Origin of the sequence: Sphingomonas sp. (assembly GCF_024508665.1) — a bacterium.
GTDB lineage: Bacteria > Pseudomonadota > Alphaproteobacteria > Sphingomonadales > Sphingomonadaceae > Sphingomonas.
Genome location: NZ_JANINP010000001.1, coordinates 537,752 through 551,907, shown reverse-complemented (window position 1 = coordinate 551,907; position 14,156 = coordinate 537,752). Strand labels below are relative to the sequence as shown.

General features: G+C 64.1%; 22 protein-coding genes and 1 tRNA gene. 19 read left to right on the top strand and 4 right to left on the bottom strand.

The window, feature by feature from the left end; translation table 11 throughout:
* Window positions 1-20: 20 nt before the first annotated feature.
* Window positions 21-1,031 carry a phage shock protein operon transcriptional activator gene (gene pspF, locus Q0L25_RS02570; protein WP_296611339.1) on the bottom strand — a complete coding sequence of 337 codons (1,011 nt, stop codon included), beginning with the start codon at window positions 1,029-1,031 and terminating at the stop codon, window positions 21-23.
* A 169-nt stretch (window positions 1,032-1,200) separates the two neighbouring features.
* On the opposite strand from pspF, the gene Q0L25_RS02565 reads away from it, so the two are divergent.
* From Q0L25_RS02565 to Q0L25_RS02505, 13 genes are all read left to right on the top strand, one after another.
* A complete protein-coding gene (locus Q0L25_RS02565) occupies window positions 1,201-1,350 on the top strand; it encodes a hypothetical protein (RefSeq protein WP_157082329.1) in 150 nt (49 codons plus the stop codon).
* Between the two features lie 92 nt (window positions 1,351-1,442).
* Window positions 1,443-2,108: a phage shock protein PspA gene (pspA, locus tag Q0L25_RS02560; RefSeq protein ID WP_296611338.1), complete on the top strand. Its 666-nt coding sequence runs from the start codon at window positions 1,443-1,445 to the stop codon at window positions 2,106-2,108.
* Between the two features lie 14 nt (window positions 2,109-2,122).
* Window positions 2,123-2,392 (top strand): envelope stress response membrane protein PspB, encoded by a 270-nt coding sequence (gene pspB / locus Q0L25_RS02555; RefSeq protein ID WP_296611337.1) that lies wholly within the window; start codon window positions 2,123-2,125, stop codon window positions 2,390-2,392.
* Window position 2,393: 1 nt separating this feature from the next.
* Complete coding sequence (pspC, locus tag Q0L25_RS02550) at window positions 2,394-2,771, top strand: envelope stress response membrane protein PspC (RefSeq protein WP_296611336.1); 378 nt, start codon at window positions 2,394-2,396, stop codon at window positions 2,769-2,771.
* Between the two features lie 30 nt (window positions 2,772-2,801).
* The gene (locus Q0L25_RS02545; protein ID WP_296611335.1) at window positions 2,802-3,053 is read left to right on the top strand and encodes a hypothetical protein; all 252 of its coding nucleotides are present in this window, start codon (window positions 2,802-2,804) and stop codon (window positions 3,051-3,053) included.
* Window positions 3,054-3,107: 54 nt separating this feature from the next.
* Window positions 3,108-3,398, top strand: coding sequence for a hypothetical protein (locus tag Q0L25_RS02540; RefSeq protein WP_296611417.1), 291 nt, complete (start codon window positions 3,108-3,110; stop codon window positions 3,396-3,398).
* Between the two features lie 104 nt (window positions 3,399-3,502).
* Complete coding sequence (locus Q0L25_RS02535) at window positions 3,503-3,703, top strand: hypothetical protein (protein WP_245662084.1); 201 nt, start codon at window positions 3,503-3,505, stop codon at window positions 3,701-3,703.
* A gap of 12 nt (window positions 3,704-3,715) precedes the next feature.
* Window positions 3,716-3,991 (top strand): hypothetical protein, encoded by a 276-nt coding sequence (locus Q0L25_RS02530; protein WP_296611334.1) that lies wholly within the window; start codon window positions 3,716-3,718, stop codon window positions 3,989-3,991.
* A 23-nt stretch (window positions 3,992-4,014) separates the two neighbouring features.
* Entirely contained in the window at window positions 4,015-4,143 is a 129-nt protein-coding gene (locus Q0L25_RS02525) for a hypothetical protein (protein ID WP_281178798.1), read from the top strand.
* A gap of 41 nt (window positions 4,144-4,184) precedes the next feature.
* Complete coding sequence (locus Q0L25_RS02520; RefSeq protein ID WP_367184063.1) at window positions 4,185-4,439, top strand: hypothetical protein; 255 nt, start codon at window positions 4,185-4,187, stop codon at window positions 4,437-4,439.
* A 35-nt stretch (window positions 4,440-4,474) separates the two neighbouring features.
* Window positions 4,475-4,723, top strand: coding sequence for a hypothetical protein (locus tag Q0L25_RS02515; protein WP_296611416.1), 249 nt, complete (start codon window positions 4,475-4,477; stop codon window positions 4,721-4,723).
* Between the two features lie 144 nt (window positions 4,724-4,867).
* Window positions 4,868-5,275 (top strand): SufE family protein, encoded by a 408-nt coding sequence (locus Q0L25_RS02510; protein WP_296611332.1) that lies wholly within the window; start codon window positions 4,868-4,870, stop codon window positions 5,273-5,275.
* 102 nt (window positions 5,276-5,377) lie between these two features.
* Complete coding sequence (locus Q0L25_RS02505) at window positions 5,378-5,551, top strand: hypothetical protein (protein ID WP_169804221.1); 174 nt, start codon at window positions 5,378-5,380, stop codon at window positions 5,549-5,551.
* Window positions 5,552-5,585: 34 nt separating this feature from the next.
* Here Q0L25_RS02505 and Q0L25_RS02500 read toward each other — a convergent pair whose 3' ends face one another.
* Window positions 5,586-5,906, bottom strand: a complete 321-nt coding sequence (locus Q0L25_RS02500) for a DUF2218 domain-containing protein (protein WP_296611331.1) — start codon at window positions 5,904-5,906, stop codon at window positions 5,586-5,588.
* Between the two features lie 155 nt (window positions 5,907-6,061).
* Window positions 6,062-6,601: a PadR family transcriptional regulator gene (locus Q0L25_RS02495; RefSeq protein ID WP_296611415.1), complete on the bottom strand. Its 540-nt coding sequence runs from the start codon at window positions 6,599-6,601 to the stop codon at window positions 6,062-6,064.
* Between the two features lie 353 nt (window positions 6,602-6,954).
* Here Q0L25_RS02495 and Q0L25_RS02490 point away from each other — a divergent pair, with 353 nt between their 5' ends.
* From Q0L25_RS02490 to Q0L25_RS02475, 4 genes are all read left to right on the top strand, one after another.
* Window positions 6,955-8,277, top strand: coding sequence for a replication-associated recombination protein A (locus tag Q0L25_RS02490; protein WP_296611330.1), 1,323 nt, complete (start codon window positions 6,955-6,957; stop codon window positions 8,275-8,277).
* Window positions 8,270-8,623, top strand: coding sequence for an MmcQ/YjbR family DNA-binding protein (locus Q0L25_RS02485; protein ID WP_296611329.1), 354 nt, complete (start codon window positions 8,270-8,272; stop codon window positions 8,621-8,623). The genes Q0L25_RS02490 and Q0L25_RS02485 overlap by 8 nt, the downstream gene beginning before the upstream one ends.
* Window positions 8,613-9,485, top strand: coding sequence for a hypothetical protein (locus tag Q0L25_RS02480; RefSeq protein WP_296611414.1), 873 nt, complete (start codon window positions 8,613-8,615; stop codon window positions 9,483-9,485). The genes Q0L25_RS02485 and Q0L25_RS02480 overlap by 11 nt, the downstream gene beginning before the upstream one ends.
* A 23-nt stretch (window positions 9,486-9,508) precedes the next feature.
* A tRNA-Thr gene (locus Q0L25_RS02475) sits at window positions 9,509-9,584 on the top strand.
* A 22-nt stretch (window positions 9,585-9,606) separates the two neighbouring features.
* Here Q0L25_RS02475 and Q0L25_RS02470 read toward each other — a convergent pair.
* Window positions 9,607-10,197: a hypothetical protein gene (locus Q0L25_RS02470; RefSeq protein ID WP_296611328.1), complete on the bottom strand. Its 591-nt coding sequence runs from the start codon at window positions 10,195-10,197 to the stop codon at window positions 9,607-9,609.
* Between the two features lie 299 nt (window positions 10,198-10,496).
* On the opposite strand from Q0L25_RS02470, the gene Q0L25_RS02465 reads away from it, so the two are divergent.
* Entirely contained in the window at window positions 10,497-12,035 is a 1,539-nt protein-coding gene (locus tag Q0L25_RS02465) for a PLP-dependent aminotransferase family protein (RefSeq protein ID WP_296611327.1), read from the top strand.
* A 52-nt stretch (window positions 12,036-12,087) separates the two neighbouring features.
* The gene (locus Q0L25_RS02460; RefSeq protein ID WP_296611326.1) at window positions 12,088-14,151 is read left to right on the top strand and encodes a prolyl oligopeptidase family serine peptidase; all 2,064 of its coding nucleotides are present in this window, start codon (window positions 12,088-12,090) and stop codon (window positions 14,149-14,151) included.
* Window positions 14,152-14,156 lie beyond the last annotated feature (5 nt).

The window sequence follows — 14,156 nt, the reverse complement described above, 5'->3', positions numbered from 1 at the left end:
CGTCGCCCCGCGCTCGCTTTCTATCCCGGCAACAGATCGTGGCGGCGCAAAGCGTGGCGCAACTGGTCGTAACTCAGCCCCAAAGCATCCGCCGTCTGACGCTGGTTGAAGCGGTTGGCGGCGAGAGCCTTTGTCAGCACATCGCGTTCGAACCGCGCAACGCGGCTCTTGAAATCGGCCGGCTCGCTCTCGCCCGGCGGCGGCGCCGGCGGTGCGACATGATCGACCATCGGCGCCGGCTGCGTGCCGCCGCCGCCGGGACGATGCGGCGACTGGAACGGATCGAACTCGATATGCGCGATCGGCCCATCCTGTTCCCAGCGATAGACCGCGCGCTCGACCACGTTGCGCAGTTCGCGCACATTGCCCGGCCAGCGATAGTCGATCAGCGAATCGAGCGCCTCGGGCGAGAAGCCGTGCCAGTCGCGGTTCATTTCGGCGGCCATGCGCCGCCCGAAATGCTCGGACAGCACCGGAACGTCCCCCGGCCGCGCGCGCAACGGCGGCAGCGTCACGACCTCGAAACTCAGCCGGTCGAGCAAATCGGCGCGGAACTGGTTGCGCTCGACTTTCTCGGGCAGGTGCTCGTTGGTCGCCGCTACGATGCGGACATCGACGCGGATCGGATGCGACGCGCCGATCCGGGTAACCTCGCCATATTCGACCGCGCGCAACAGCCGCTCCTGCGCGGCCATGCTGAGTGTGCCGAGTTCGTCGAGGAACAAGGTGCCGCCGTCGGCTTCCTCGAACCGCCCTGCCCGCGCCTTGGTCGCGCCGGTGAACGCGCCCGCTTCGTGGCCGAACAATTCCGCCTCGATCAATGTCTCCGGCAGCGCGGCGCAGTTCATCACGATCAACGCCTGGTCCCAGCGCGGGCTGAGGCGGTGGAGACGCTCGGCGACCAGTTCCTTGCCGGTTCCGCGCTCGCCTATCACCAGCACGGGGCGGTCGAGCGCGGCGGCGCGGCTGGCGCGTTCCAGCGCGTCGAGAAAGGGTCCCGATTGCCCGATAACCTGCGTCGTCCGTTCCATGCCCACGACTTGGTGTATTTTCCCAATCTTTGGCAAGTGCAAATCGCCAACCCGCCCTCCTTCAGAAGAAAAAATGGCGGATTTCCGCCGTTTTTCAAAATTGGCACGGCTTCTGCAATTGAGCTGGCATCGCCGGTTGATCGGCACGAAATACTAGGGAGTAAGAACAATGCAGTCGGTTTCTAATGGTCTGGGTCGCACTTTGGTGGTGGTCGCCAGCACCTTCGCTTGCGGTTCGGCGCTGATGCTCGCGGCCGTCGGCCCGGGCCTGGCGCAGGCCAATCCGGCTCCGCAGGTTCCCGTCGCGCTGAAGGCGTGACGGACAGCCGCCGGGGCGGGTTTCCCCCTTGCTTCCCGCCTCGGCGGTCCCACCAATCCGAGTAAAGCGTACATCCGAGGAGTAACACCAACATGGGCATTTTTTCGCGAACCCGCGACATCATCGCCGCCAACTTCACCGACCTTTTGGACAAGGCGGAAGATCCGGCGAAGATGATCCGCATGATCATCCTGGAGATGGAAGAGACGCTGGTCGAGGTTCGCGCCTCCGCCGCGCGCACCATCGCCGACCAGAAAGAGATGCGCCGCCATATCGCCAAGCTCAGCCAGCTCGAGGAAAGCTGGACCGAGAAGGCCGAACTGGCGCTGTCGAAGGATCGCGAGGATCTGGCCAAGGCAGCCCTGGTCGAGCGGCAGAAGGCGACCGACATGGTCGTCGAGCTCAGCCAGCAGATCAGCGTGCTCGACGAGGCATTGCGGGGTTCGGAAGAGGATATCGCCAAGCTCCAGAAGAAGCTGAGCGAGGCGCGCAACCGCCAGTCCTCGATCGCTACCCGGCTGGAGAGCGCGAACAACAAATTCAAGATCCGCGAGGTCTATTCAGCCGGTCGTACGCAGGACGCCTTCTCGCGCTTCGACGTGCTCGAACGCCGCGTCGACCTGGCCGAGGGCCGCGCCGAGGCGCTCAACCTGGGCGGGCTGCCCAAGACGCTCGAGGAAGAGATCGCCGAGCTGAAGGCAGCCGAAAAGGTCGATGCTGAGCTCGAAGCGCTCAAAGCCCGCCTCGGCAAGAAATAAGGGAGGGCTGAGACATGGAGGACGCCCTGATCCCGATCATGATCGTGGGAATGCTCTTCATCGGGCTCCCGTGGATTGTACTGCACTACGTGACCAAATGGCGTCAGGCGCCGAAGATCACGAATGAGGACGAGAAGCTGCTGGATGAGCTCTACTCGCTCGCCCGCCGCCTCGAGGATCGCGTTTCGACGGTCGAGCGCATCGTCGCTGCCGACCACCCAGACTGGAAAGCGAGCATGCCGCTTGCCGAACCGGCCGACCAAATCGCTTCACGGAGCAACTGAAATGTCCGCTAGCCGCACCAAATTCTACCTGGACAAGCAGAACAAGAAGTTCCTGGGTGTCTGTGCCGGTGTCGCCGACTATACCGGGATTGACGTCACCGTCGTCCGGGTCGGCACGGTCATCCTCGCGCTGATAACCTCGGGCTGGGTCATCCCCGCGTACTTCATCACCGCCTGGCTGGCACCCTGCAAGCCGTTCGGTCTGTACGACGACGCCGAGGACGCGAAGTTCTGGCAAGGCGTGCGCTCGAACCCGAGCCGCTCGGCCTCCGAGGTCCGCTCCAAATTCCGCGACCTCGACCGCCGGCTGGCCGATATCGAGACGCTGTACACCAGCCGCAACACCCGCCTGGCCGACGAGATCGACGCACTGCGCTGAGCCGGTCGGCGGAAATAGGGGATAAGAACAATGGACCCGACACCTTACTTCATCATGGGCGCGATGTTCGGAACGAGCGCGACCCTGGCCATTCAATGGTTCGCCAATCGCAAGGTGAAGAAAGCGCTTAGCACCACGCAACAGGCGCCGAGCGGACCGTCTCCCGATCAACTACGCCAGCAGCGCGAAACGGCGGAAATGCGCCGGCGACTGGCAGTGCTCGAAGAGATTGTCACCGATCAGCCGAAACGGCTGGCGCACGAGATCGACGGCCTGCGCTGAAGCGCCGGCCCACCGAGGAGAACGAACGTGGATCATGGTCAAATCTTCGTCCTGATGATCATCGCGATCGCGACGGTCGGCGGCATCGTCAAGATGTCGATCAGGGCAAAGCACGGCTATCCGCTCGAGGACCGCAACCACCGCCGCGCAATGCGCCGGGGTTATGTGGATACCAGCGGCGATCTGGAAGCGCAGCGCAAGATCGAACTGCTGTCGAACGAGAATGACAAGCTCGTCAGCCAGATCGGCCGTCTGGAGGAGCGCCTGCGCGTCCTCGAACGCATCGCGACCGATCCCGGCGAGCGTGTCGCTCGAGAGATCGACGAACTTCGCAACCGCGACTGAGGAAGCACGAGATGACCGATTTTTTCGCCACCAACGGCTTCACCATCTTCATGCTTGCCCTGGTGGTCGTGGGTATCCCCGCCGCGCTCGGCATCGGCAGCGAGATGCTCAAGACCTGGACCCAGCACCGCGAGAAAATGGCCGAGGCGCTCAACGCCCAGGCCGCCGAGAAGGCCGCGCAATATGCGGCGCAGACCGAACGGCTCGAACAGCGGATGCGCGTCATGGAACGGATCGTCACCGACCGCGGCCTGGATGTCGCGGAAGAAATCGAAAAGCTGCGCGACGCGCAGCCGCTGAACTGAGGAGCCAAGACAATGATCAGCCCCCTCCTCATCCCGATCCTGGGCATCAGCTGCGGCCTGCTCGCGATCTTCGGCGGCGTGTTCGTCAAGCCCTGGCTCAAGCTGCGCGAACGCCAGCTCGAACTCGAAGCCGACAAGGTCGCCGAAAAGGCCGCGCAATATGCCGCCCAGACCGAGCGGCTGGAACAACGGGTGCGCGTGCTGGAGCGGATCGTGACCGACCGCGGCATCGCGGTCGCCGAAGAAATCGACAAGCTGCGGGGCGACGAGCCCCAGCCGCTGAACTGAACAGACAGAATAGGACAACAGCAATGATCGGCTTAGCAATCTTCGTCGTGATCCTGGCGATCCCCACCGGCATCGGTGTCTGGCTCGCCGAGCGGGTCGACCGGCCGCGCCGCCGCGCCATGCGCCAGGCCGGCATGCAGCCCGCCGAATAACCAACGCTTGACGGGAGCCTCCCCAGATGAACCCCTTTGAAATGGTCATCGGCATCGTCCTGATCGTGACCGTCGGAAGCATCATCCGAGCGAGGATGGGCGTCGGTCGCGACAGGCAGGGCAACGAGTACAGCCTGCGAGACCCGAGCCTCGGCGAGGAAAATCGCCAGCTTCGCAACGAGATCACCAATCTCAAGGACCGCATCGCCGTCCTCGAGCGCGTGATCACCGACACCAACAGCAGCAGTGCCAATCTCGACCGCGAGATCGAATCGCTGCGCAACCGCGACCGCTGAGGGCGGCCGGCGACAATCGAATGGAGACGTCAATGATGACCGACCCCAATCTGTATTTCACCATGGCGGGCGCCGGCCTGGCCGGCCTGGGCATGATCTGCATGGCATCGCTCGCCGGTTGGCGCGGATGGCTGGCGCTGAAGGAGCGTGAGATCAACGCCTATGCCGATCATGGTGGGCATGACGGTCCTTCGCTGCCCAACGCCAGCGCGCGGATCGAGATCGCGGACCTCAAGGAGCGGATCCGCAAGCTCGAGGCGATCGCTTCGGGAGTGGACCTCTGAGGTCCGCTTCCCCGCCGCTCTGAGCTTGGCTCAGGGCCCGGGGTCCGATGGAGGCGCCGCCGATGCCTGCGGCGAGGACTTCGGGTTCTGAGCCAAGCTCAGAGTGGCGGTTGGATTGGGCAGACGGCGCGCTATAGCGCGACCATGACGACCCTTTCCGACCTGCAGGACGAATATCAATTTCTCGACGCCGACGATCGCTATCGCCTGTTGATCGATCTCGGCCGAGCGCTCGAGCCAATGCCTGACGCGCTCAAGACCGACGCGACCCTGGTGCGGGGATGTTCGGCATCGGTCTGGGTCTATCCCACGGTCCGCGACGACGGTGCGCTTCATTTCCTGGCAGACTCGAACGCAGCGATCACCAAGGGGATCATCGCGTTAGTCCTGTTGACGGTGCAGGATCGCCAGCCAGCCGAAATATTGGCGACCGATATCGACGCCGCGCTGGCGCCGTTCGACCTGCGCAACCAGCTCAGCTCGAACCGAACGCAAGGCATTCCCAACATGATCGCGCTGATCAAGGCAACGGCGGAGCGGTACTCGGCCTAAATATGGAAAGCCGGGCGTGGGATCGCTCCCGGATCTTCGTGACGGATTATCAAGGAAAACGATCTAGGTCGCCCCGGAATCCCTGGAGGTCGGAGGTCGATCGTGAAGTTCATTCTGCTCAAGTCGCGCGGCGGCGATTATCTCGTGGTCGCGGCAAACATCGCCTATTTGCGCGCCGACGAGAACGGCCAGACCAAGGTCGGCATGGTCGGCGGCGACTCCCTGCTCGTCGTCGGCAGCATGGAGGAAGTGGCGGAGAAGGTGTTGGCGGGGTGAAATTCCTCCCCGGAACGGGGAGGATTTTAAATCCTCACGCCACTCGCCAGTCGAACGCCAGCGGCGCCTCGCGAAAGGCAAAGCGGTCGAGGTGACGCGCTACGGCGCCCTTCAACCCCTCGAGCTGCCCGTCGATACTGGCATCGATACGGACCTCTAACGTATCCGCCGAGGCGTCGAACGTGACCAGCGCGTCTCCTGGCCAGTCGGCCCCGCGCGCGTCCCTGGGAAAAGTCACGGTGCCGTGGTCGGCGGTGAATTCAACCGTCAGATTGTGCTGCCAATGCTTGCACACTTGCTGGAGATATTTGCTGGCGCTCGCGGTCGGCAGCTTGGCGGTCGCGGAAACGGTCATGGGGGTCTTCCTTGAAGTCCCTCTCCCGTTGGGAGAGGGAGGGAGCCGCTCGAAGAGCGGCGGAAGGGTGAGGGCAGGCCCGCATGTAGCTCCCTGCCCTCACCCCTCGGCGCTGACGCGCCTCGACCCTCTCCCAAAGGGAGAGGGTTTTGTACTCAAAGTCGCTCGATCTTCTGCGCGGCCTCATCGAGCAAGGCGACAATCTGGTGCAGCGCCTCGTCATCGACCTCGCCCGAGTTGAGCCGGTTGACCAACACTTCACGCAGATTGCCCATGGCGCGGCGGATCGAGGTGGCGTCGACCTTCTGCCGTTCCTCGCCGATCGCGCTCAACCGGGCGATCAGTGCCGCGACCTGCTCGGCATTGGCCTCGAGTTCGGCAGTGCCGGCCTCGGTAACCGCGAACAGCTTCTTGGCGCCCTCGCTCTGCTGGGCCTCGATCAGGCCCATATCGTCGAGCAGGGTGATCGTCGGATAGACCACGCCGGGGCTCGGCGCATAGGCGCCGCCGGTCAGCTCTTCGATCTGCCGGATCAGGTCGTAACCGTGGCGCGGCTCGTCGGCGATCAGCTTGAGCAGGACGAGACGAAGCTCGCCGCCGTCGAACATGCGCCGCGAACGGCCCTCGCCGCGACCTTCACGGCCGCCACCGAAGCCACGGCCATGCCAGCCGCGATGACCCCAGCCGCCGCGCATCGCGTGCTGACCGGGATGGCAGCCGCGGCCGCCGTGATGATGATGGAAAAACATGGATTCTTGATTCCTCGGATGTTTCATGATGGCGCCAAGATATATCTTGAACAGAATAAATCAAGATATATCTTAGAAACATTCAGTACGCTTCCCTCCTTTTACACCGTCGTCCCGGCTTTGGGCCAGGATCCGCCGGGACGCAGGCCTTACGACTAGAGGCTCGATGCTATGACCGCTCGGCACCGTGACGCTTGGGAAGCGCTCACCCTGACCGTCACCCGTTCGCGCGGAACTGGCCATCGCCCACAAACCGCAGAATGCTGGGAATTCGCCGCCCAAAACCCTATGTTCCCGTTATGGCCGACCTCTTCGCGGGCTTCGAACCCGACGCTGCTCCCCAGGATGTTCCGAGCGAGGATGCCCCCCTTGCCGACCGGCTGCGCCCACGCCGGCTGGAGGATGTCGTCGGCCAGGAGCATCTGACCGGGCCTGAGGGCGCGATCGGGCGCATGGTCGCGGCCGGCCGGCTGTCGTCAATGATCCTGTGGGGACCGCCCGGCACCGGCAAGACGACCATCGCGCGGTTGCTCGCCGACGCGGTCGGCCTGCGCTTCATCGCGATCTCCGCGGTGTTCTCGGGCGTCGCCGATCTCAAGAAGGCGTTCGCGGAAGCGCGCGAACATGCCCGGATCGGCAAGCGCACCCTGCTGTTCGTAGACGAGATCCATCGCTTCAACCGCGCGCAGCAAGACGGCTTCCTGCCGTATGTCGAGGACGGTACTGTCACCTTGGTCGGCGCCACTACTGAAAATCCGAGCTTCGAGCTCAATGCCGCGGTGCTCAGCCGGGCGCAGGTGCTGATCCTGCATCGCCTCGACGCAATCGCACTCGGCAAATTGCTCGACCGTGCCGATGAGCTGATGGGGCGTTCCCTGCCTCTCACCCCCGACGCGCGCGCAGCGATGATCGCCAGCGCCGACGGAGACGGGCGCTTTCTGCTCAACCAAGCAGAGACGCTCTATTCGGTCGACCTGCCTGAACCGCTCGACCCTGCCGGGCTGTCGGCATTCCTGCAACGGCGCGTCGCGGTCTACGACAAGGACCGCGAGGGCCATTACAACCTGATCTCCGCGCTGCACAAAGCGGTGCGCGGCAGCGATCCCCAGGCATCGCTTTATTATCTCGCGCGGATGCTCACAGCCGGTGAGGAACCGCTCTATCTGTTGCGCCGACTGGTCCGCATGGCGATCGAGGATATCGGCCTCGCCGACCCGCAAGCGCTGGTCCAGTGCATCGCCGCCAAGGACACTTATGATTTCCTGGGTTCGCCCGAAGGCGAACTCGCGCTGGTCCAGGCGTGTCTCTATCTGGCGACCGCACCAAAATCGAATGCCGCGTACAAGGCGATGGGTGCGGCCTGGGCGTCGGCCAAGGAAACTGGCTCGCTGATGCCGCCGCAGAACATCCTCAACGCGCCGACCAAGCTGATGAAGGACATTGGGTACGGCAAAGGCTATGCCTATGACCACGACACCGAGGAGGGCTTTTCGGGATCGAATTACTGGCCTGAGGACATGCGCCCGCAGACCTTCTACACCCCGACCGGTCGCGGGTTCGAGAAGCGCATCCAGGAACGACTGGATTATTGGGACAGCTTGAGGCGCAAGAGCGATGGCTGAGGCGCTCGCGAACTGGGATCAAGTCGTCGCCTTCGCCCTCGGCCTGCCCGACACCTACATGGAAAGCTTCTACGGCACCCCTTGTCCCAAAGTGAACAAGAAGGCGTTCGTCTCGCCGGGGCGCGAAGCAGACAGTTTTCACGTCATGAGCTCGCACGAAGAAAAGGCTGTGTTGCTCGAAACCGACCCAGACACCTTCTGGCAGACGCCGCATTACGAAGGCTGGCCCGGTCTGCTGGTACGCTATGGATCGAGCGATCCCGACCGCGTTCGTACCGTTATCACCCGTGCCTGGTGGGATCGAGCCGGCAAGGCGCAGCGAGCGGCGTTTGGCGATCGTCCCTGACCATTTCGATTATTATGCGGCGATCGACTGGTCTGGCGCGGTCGGCCCGGTGCAGCGGGGCATCGCGGTCGCGATCTGCGCCCGCGACGGCGGTGCTCCGGCACTGATCGCTGAGCCGGGCGGATGGTCGCGGACCGCCGTCCTCCATTGGTTGCGCGCCGAGATGCCCGAGGGGACGCTGGTAGGGCTCGACCTCGGCCTTTCGCTACCCTTCGCCGATCGCGGCGCGTTCTTTCCAGGGTGGGACGAGAGCCCGGCGAATGCGCGGGCCTTGTGGGCGTTGGTCGACCGAATCTCGGCCGACGATCCGCATCTCGCCGCCTCGACCTTTGTCGATCACCCCCAGGCCTCGCGCCATTTCCGTCGGCACGGCGGGCGCGAGGGCGATCAATATGGCGGCGGTCGCGGGCGGCTGCGCATCAGCGAAATCGAGCAACGGCTCCAGGGTCTGAACCCGTACAGCAACCTCAACCTGGTCGGCGCGGCGCAAGTCGGGAAATCGAGCCTGACCGGGATGCGCGTGATGCACCAGCTTGCGGGTAGGCTTCCGATCTGGCCGTTCGACCCTGCACCGGCGCAAGGATCGCTGATCGTCGAAATCTATACCAGCCTCGCCGCGATCGCCGCCGGTCGGGCGAAAGGACGGACCAAGATGATGTCGATCGAGACGCTGAACGTCGCGCTGGAGACGCTCGGCAGCGCGCCGGTGGCGGGAAGCGGCACGATCGACGACCATAGCGCCGATGCTTTGCTCACCGCGGCCTGGCTGCGCGTCTATGCTCCGCGGCCGGAATTGTGGTCACCTGAGCGCCTGACTCCCGAGATCGCACAAACAGAGGGCTGGACCTTCGGCATCACCTGACGCATGGGAGCCAGCAAGTGAGGGCCGGTTTAGCTCAGCTGGTAGAGCAGCGGTTTTGTAAACCGAAGGTCGCGGGTTCGATTCCTGCAACCGGCACCATCCAATATGGCGTGCGTGGGCGTCAGGATGGCGTGCGGGTATCGTCGGCGATCCAATTCACTTCCCAGGTCCTGCCGCCGTCGGCGGAGAAAGCCTGTTCGAAGTGGATCGCGTCCTTGGATCGCCTGGTGATGATGAAGCGCACGAAAATCGCGCGGCCGTTGAGCGTGTCCTGCTGATAGAATTCGCCGCGGCCCTCGCGGAAGCCGCCGATCGTCGGCGCCACGATCTGCCCGTCGTTGCGATTGGCGAAGTTCAGCGCCCATTGCCGGGTCTGCGGGTTGTAGAGCCGTAGCGACAGACCCTCGAAATGGCCGGCCGGTCCATCGACGACAAGCTCGACCAGGTTTCCGGCGCCATTCCAGACGGGCCTGACGGTTGTGGTACCGTCATAATCGACCCAGGTCTGCGATCCCGTCAGCGGATGCAGGCGGCGCGACAAATGCGTCTTCCACACGCCGATCTCGAAGTCGAAATCGTGCTCGCCGTCAGGGAGCGTGGGCGCTGTCGCGGCAGGAGCCTGTGCGGCAGGCGCGATCGTTTGGGCGCTGCCAGCCTGTCCCAGAGCCGCGAGACAAAGAAACGCGGCGCAGCCCATTGCCAATTTCCACATCCAAACTCTCCATGCCTTCGGTCGACTTCGGACGATCCGCGCGCCAGGTGCGACTTCCTTTAGCGTAGAGGCCGCCCGAACTTGAAGATGAACTGATCGGCATGTCGGTGAATTGCGGCGCGCAACGCCGCCAATCCCACTGCCAATCCAGTTCGCCGAACGGTTGCGCCAACGTGCCGATAGCCTCCGGTTGTATCCGATGAACCCCCTTCGCAACTATCCCGGCGCGGACCGGGAATTGAGGGCCGGTCGGGACAAAAGCGGTTGGTCCACTTGGCCAAGTCCGGCAAAAGGCTGGGATGAATCCGTTGTTCGAGTTGCGGTTGGAGCGTGGCGGCACGCGCAATTCGACGCGCGGCATCTATGAGCAGTTGAAGGCCGCCATTATCGATGGCCGCTTGGCGCTCGGCGCGCGCTTGCCCGGCACCCGACAATCGAGCGAGTTCTTCGGCGTGTCCCGCAACACCGCGACCGACATATATGAGCGGCTGATCAACGACGGCTATGCGGTCAGCCGGCCTGGATCGGGGACCTATGTCGTCGACGCGCTGCCGATGGCGCCCCCCTTCGATGCCGAGCCGGACGCGGCGAATGACGATCCCAGGTTGAACGGCTTCTGGCTGAGCGAGGAAACGCGCGCGGCAATCGGATTCTGGCGCGACGAACCGGTCGCGGGTAAGCGCGACGACAAGAGCGCCACGATCGATTTTCGTCCCGCGATGATCGACGCCCGGCTCTTCCCGATGGACGTGTTCCGGCAGATCAGCGTCAAGCAACTGCGGAAGCTCGAAAACCAGCCGCCTAGCTTCAAGAGCGCTCAGGGCCACCAGGGCAATTACCGGCTACGCGAGGCGATCGTGCGCCATATCGCGCTGACCCGGGCGGTATCCGCTCGTCCCCAGGATGCGCTCGTCACGGCGGGCGCGCAACAAGCATTCGACATTCTCGCCCGGACACTGGTCACGCCTGGCAAGACCGTCGTTGCGATCGAGGATCCCGGTTACCCGCCAATGCGCGTCGCCTTCGCCGCGGCGGGCGCGACGATTGTCCCCATTGAGGTCGACGCGGAAGGACTCCTCGTCGATCGACTGCCGGCGGACACAAACATCATCTGCGTTTGCCCGTCGCACCAATTCCCGATCGGCGTAACCATGTCCCCACGGCGCCGCGCCGATCTCGCGGCCTTCGCTCGCGCGCATGACGCGGTGATCGTCGAGGACGATTATGACGGAGAATTCCGCTACGAAGGCAGCCCGATCGAGGCATTGAGGACCACCGACGCCGCCGACTTCGTCTTCTATGTCGGCACCTTTTCCAAATCCATGCTACCTTCGTTGCGGCTGGGATTCATCATCGCTCCGCCCTGGGCGATGCGGACGCTAGTCGCTACGAAGAATTGCCTGGACTGGCATTGCCCGATCCCGACCCAGTTGGGAGTGGCCGGGTTCATCGGCGACGGATATCTCGCGCGTCATGTCCGCAAGATGCGCGGCATATACGACCGGCGGCGGCGACTGATCATGTCGTTCATGGCTGAGCGGCTCGGCGAATGGCTCGATCCGGTCCCGCCACTCTATGGCATGCACATCTCGGCGCTGGCGCGAGATGGCGTCGATATCGAAGCGGTGACCGCCAGCCTGCTCGCGAGCAACGTCAAGATCCACACACTCGATCGCTACCATCTCGGCTCGCCAAAACGGCGCGGCATCGTGCTCGGTTACGGCGTGGTCGACCTTCCCGAGATCGAGCACGGCCTCTCGCTTTTGCACCAGGCACTACGCCGTCAACGCCAGGTCGCCCATATCTCCGCAAACGAAAGCCATAACCGTCCGGCATAAGCGGCGAATCCGGTGCTTGCCCGGAACGTTTTTCTGACCCTAGCCTGCGCGGATGAAGATGCACCCCGCCTGGCTGGCCTCCGCATTGCTCGTTCTTTCCGTTGCCGCCACGCCGGCGCTCGGAGGACAATCCGAGCCTCGCAATTCCCAGCCCGCCGATGCGCTGGCGGCCAATCTCGCGCTGCCCTTCGCCAGCGACCTGACCGGCGCGCGCCGGGCACCGGTCTTTGCCTGGATCGTGGACGAGGCCGGTGCGCGCAATGTCTGGATTGGCGGGCCCGACACCCCGGCTCATCCGCGCACCACCTATACCGGCGATGAGGGCATCGAACTTTCCGAACCACAGCTGAGCCAGGACGGCCGCCGCTTGCTCTTCGTGCGCGGCGGGGACGCCGAATTTCCCGAGGCGAGCGCGCCCAATACGGGAACTGCCCCCGAAGCACCCGAGCAGGCGATCTTCGTCGCCGACGTCGCGGGAGCGGAGGCTCCGGTCAAGGTCGGACTAGGCCATGGCGCAGCGTTCAGCCAGGATGGCACTCGCATCGCCTATACGCGCAAGGGAGAGATCTGGCTGTGGAGCGGAGACGCCGCCGCGCGCCGGCTCGCCACCCTCGCCGGCTCGGTCGAGGACTTGCAATGGTCGCCCGACGGAGGGCAATTGCTGTTCACCGAACAACGCAAGGGTCACAGCTTTATCGGCCTGCTCGACGTCGAGCGGCGCGCGATCCGCTATCTCGGGCCGACTTTGGGGCAATCGAGCGATCCGATCTTCTCGCCAGACGCCCGCCAAGTCGCGTTCATCCAGTATCGTGATCCGCCGGCGGACTTGAAGGACAGCGCTGCCTCGTTCTGGTCCCTGCGAGTGGCCGACATTGCGAGCGGCATCGTCCGCACAGTCTGGACGGCGCCGAACGGCAAAGGCGGTCAGTTCGCGGGAACGCGCGGGCGCAATCTGTTCTGGACCGCGTCCGGCCACCTGCTGTTTCCGTGGGAGCGGACCGGCTGGATGCACGTCTATGCGGTGGCGGCCGCGAACGGCGGCGCGCCGCGCGACCTGACTCCCGACGCGAACGAGGTCGAGAATTTCACACCGACGCCGGATGGCAAGGCGATCGTCTATGCCGCCAATGCCGGCAATCTAGACGCACGTCAGCTTTGGCGGACCGCGATCGCGGGCAGCAAGCCCACTCAGCTGACACAAGACGATGCCTTCATCTTTCGCCCGGTCTTCGGCGGCGACCGGTTGGCCGCAACCGCGACCGATGCCCAGCGACCTGCACATATGGTGCTGGTCGAGGGCATGAAACCGCTCGGTCCGGTCGCGATAGCCTCGTCCTATGCCAAACCCGAGACGATCATCTTCACGGCTACCGACGGCTTGCAGGTCCACGGCCAGCTGTTCCGCGGAAAGGGACCTGGTCCGCACCCTGCCCTGATCTTCGTCCATGGCGGGCCGCGCCGCCAGATGCTGCCGGGGTTCAACCCGATGCATTATTATTCGAACGCCTATGTCCGCAATCAGCAGTTCGCGGCGCTGGGATATACGGTCCTGTCGGTCAATTATCGCAGCGGCACCAATTACGGCCGCGCGTTTCGCGAGGCGGCAGAAACCGGCCGCGGCGGCGCGTCCGAATATCGCGACGTGCTCGCCGGCGGCCAGTGGCTGGCGAAGCAGGCCGATGTCGATCCCAAACGCATCGGCATCTGGGGCGGAAGCTGGGGCGGCTATCTCACCGCGCTGGCGCTTGCCCGTAACAGCGACCTGTTCGCCGCCGGCGCGGACTTTCACGGCGTACACACGCTGGTTCGTTCGGGCGATCCGTCACTGTCACCCGATGCCGAGCTAAAAGCACGCGAACTGCAATGGCAGTCGTCGCCGATGGGATCGATCGCGCGCTGGCGATCGCCGGTGCTCATCGTCCATGGCGACGACGACAAGAATGTCGACCATGACCAATCGCTGCTGCTCGCGCGAGAACTGACCGCGCGCGGCGTACCGTTCGAGGAATTGAGCCTGCCGAACGAGCGGCATGAATTCTTCCGCTATGGCGACTGGCTGGCGAGCTATCGCGCTACCGAAACATTCTTCGCGCGGACATTGAAGGCGCGGAAGTGATAGAC

What these genes read in the sequence shown, in the direction of transcription:
- Q0L25_RS02545 (WP_296611335.1), top strand. Translation starts at nt 2,802, where the DNA reads ATGGACCCGACACCTTACTTCATCATGGGCGCGATGTTCGGAACGAGC.
- Q0L25_RS02515 (WP_296611416.1), top strand. Translation starts at nt 4,475, where the DNA reads ATGACCGACCCCAATCTGTATTTCACCATGGCGGGCGCCGGCCTGGCC.
- Q0L25_RS02465 (WP_296611327.1), top strand. Translation starts at nt 10,497, where the DNA reads ATGAATCCGTTGTTCGAGTTGCGGTTGGAGCGTGGCGGCACGCGCAAT.
- Q0L25_RS02540 (WP_296611417.1), top strand. Translation starts at nt 3,108, where the DNA reads ATGATCATCGCGATCGCGACGGTCGGCGGCATCGTCAAGATGTCGATC.
- Q0L25_RS02500 (WP_296611331.1), bottom strand. Translation starts at nt 5,906, where the DNA reads ATGACCGTTTCCGCGACCGCCAAGCTGCCGACCGCGAGCGCCAGCAAA.
- Q0L25_RS02495 (WP_296611415.1), bottom strand. Translation starts at nt 6,601, where the DNA reads ATGCGCGGCGGCTGGGGTCATCGCGGCTGGCATGGCCGTGGCTTCGGT.
- Q0L25_RS02525 (WP_281178798.1), top strand. Translation starts at nt 4,015, where the DNA reads ATGATCGGCTTAGCAATCTTCGTCGTGATCCTGGCGATCCCCACCGGC.
- pspC (WP_296611336.1), top strand. Translation starts at nt 2,394, where the DNA reads ATGTCCGCTAGCCGCACCAAATTCTACCTGGACAAGCAGAACAAGAAG.
- Q0L25_RS02490 (WP_296611330.1), top strand. Translation starts at nt 6,955, where the DNA reads ATGGCCGACCTCTTCGCGGGCTTCGAACCCGACGCTGCTCCCCAGGAT.
- pspF (WP_296611339.1), bottom strand. Translation starts at nt 1,031, where the DNA reads ATGGAACGGACGACGCAGGTTATCGGGCAATCGGGACCCTTTCTCGAC.
- Q0L25_RS02535 (WP_245662084.1), top strand. Translation starts at nt 3,503, where the DNA reads ATGCTCAAGACCTGGACCCAGCACCGCGAGAAAATGGCCGAGGCGCTC.
- Q0L25_RS02565 (WP_157082329.1), top strand. Translation starts at nt 1,201, where the DNA reads ATGCAGTCGGTTTCTAATGGTCTGGGTCGCACTTTGGTGGTGGTCGCC.
- Q0L25_RS02485 (WP_296611329.1), top strand. Translation starts at nt 8,270, where the DNA reads ATGGCTGAGGCGCTCGCGAACTGGGATCAAGTCGTCGCCTTCGCCCTC.
- Q0L25_RS02460 (WP_296611326.1), top strand. Translation starts at nt 12,088, where the DNA reads ATGAAGATGCACCCCGCCTGGCTGGCCTCCGCATTGCTCGTTCTTTCC.
- pspA (WP_296611338.1), top strand. Translation starts at nt 1,443, where the DNA reads ATGGGCATTTTTTCGCGAACCCGCGACATCATCGCCGCCAACTTCACC.
- Q0L25_RS02530 (WP_296611334.1), top strand. Translation starts at nt 3,716, where the DNA reads ATGATCAGCCCCCTCCTCATCCCGATCCTGGGCATCAGCTGCGGCCTG.
- Q0L25_RS02470 (WP_296611328.1), bottom strand. Translation starts at nt 10,197, where the DNA reads ATGTGGAAATTGGCAATGGGCTGCGCCGCGTTTCTTTGTCTCGCGGCT.
- Q0L25_RS02510 (WP_296611332.1), top strand. Translation starts at nt 4,868, where the DNA reads ATGACGACCCTTTCCGACCTGCAGGACGAATATCAATTTCTCGACGCC.
- Q0L25_RS02520 (WP_367184063.1), top strand. Translation starts at nt 4,185, where the DNA reads ATGGTCATCGGCATCGTCCTGATCGTGACCGTCGGAAGCATCATCCGA.
- pspB (WP_296611337.1), top strand. Translation starts at nt 2,123, where the DNA reads ATGGAGGACGCCCTGATCCCGATCATGATCGTGGGAATGCTCTTCATC.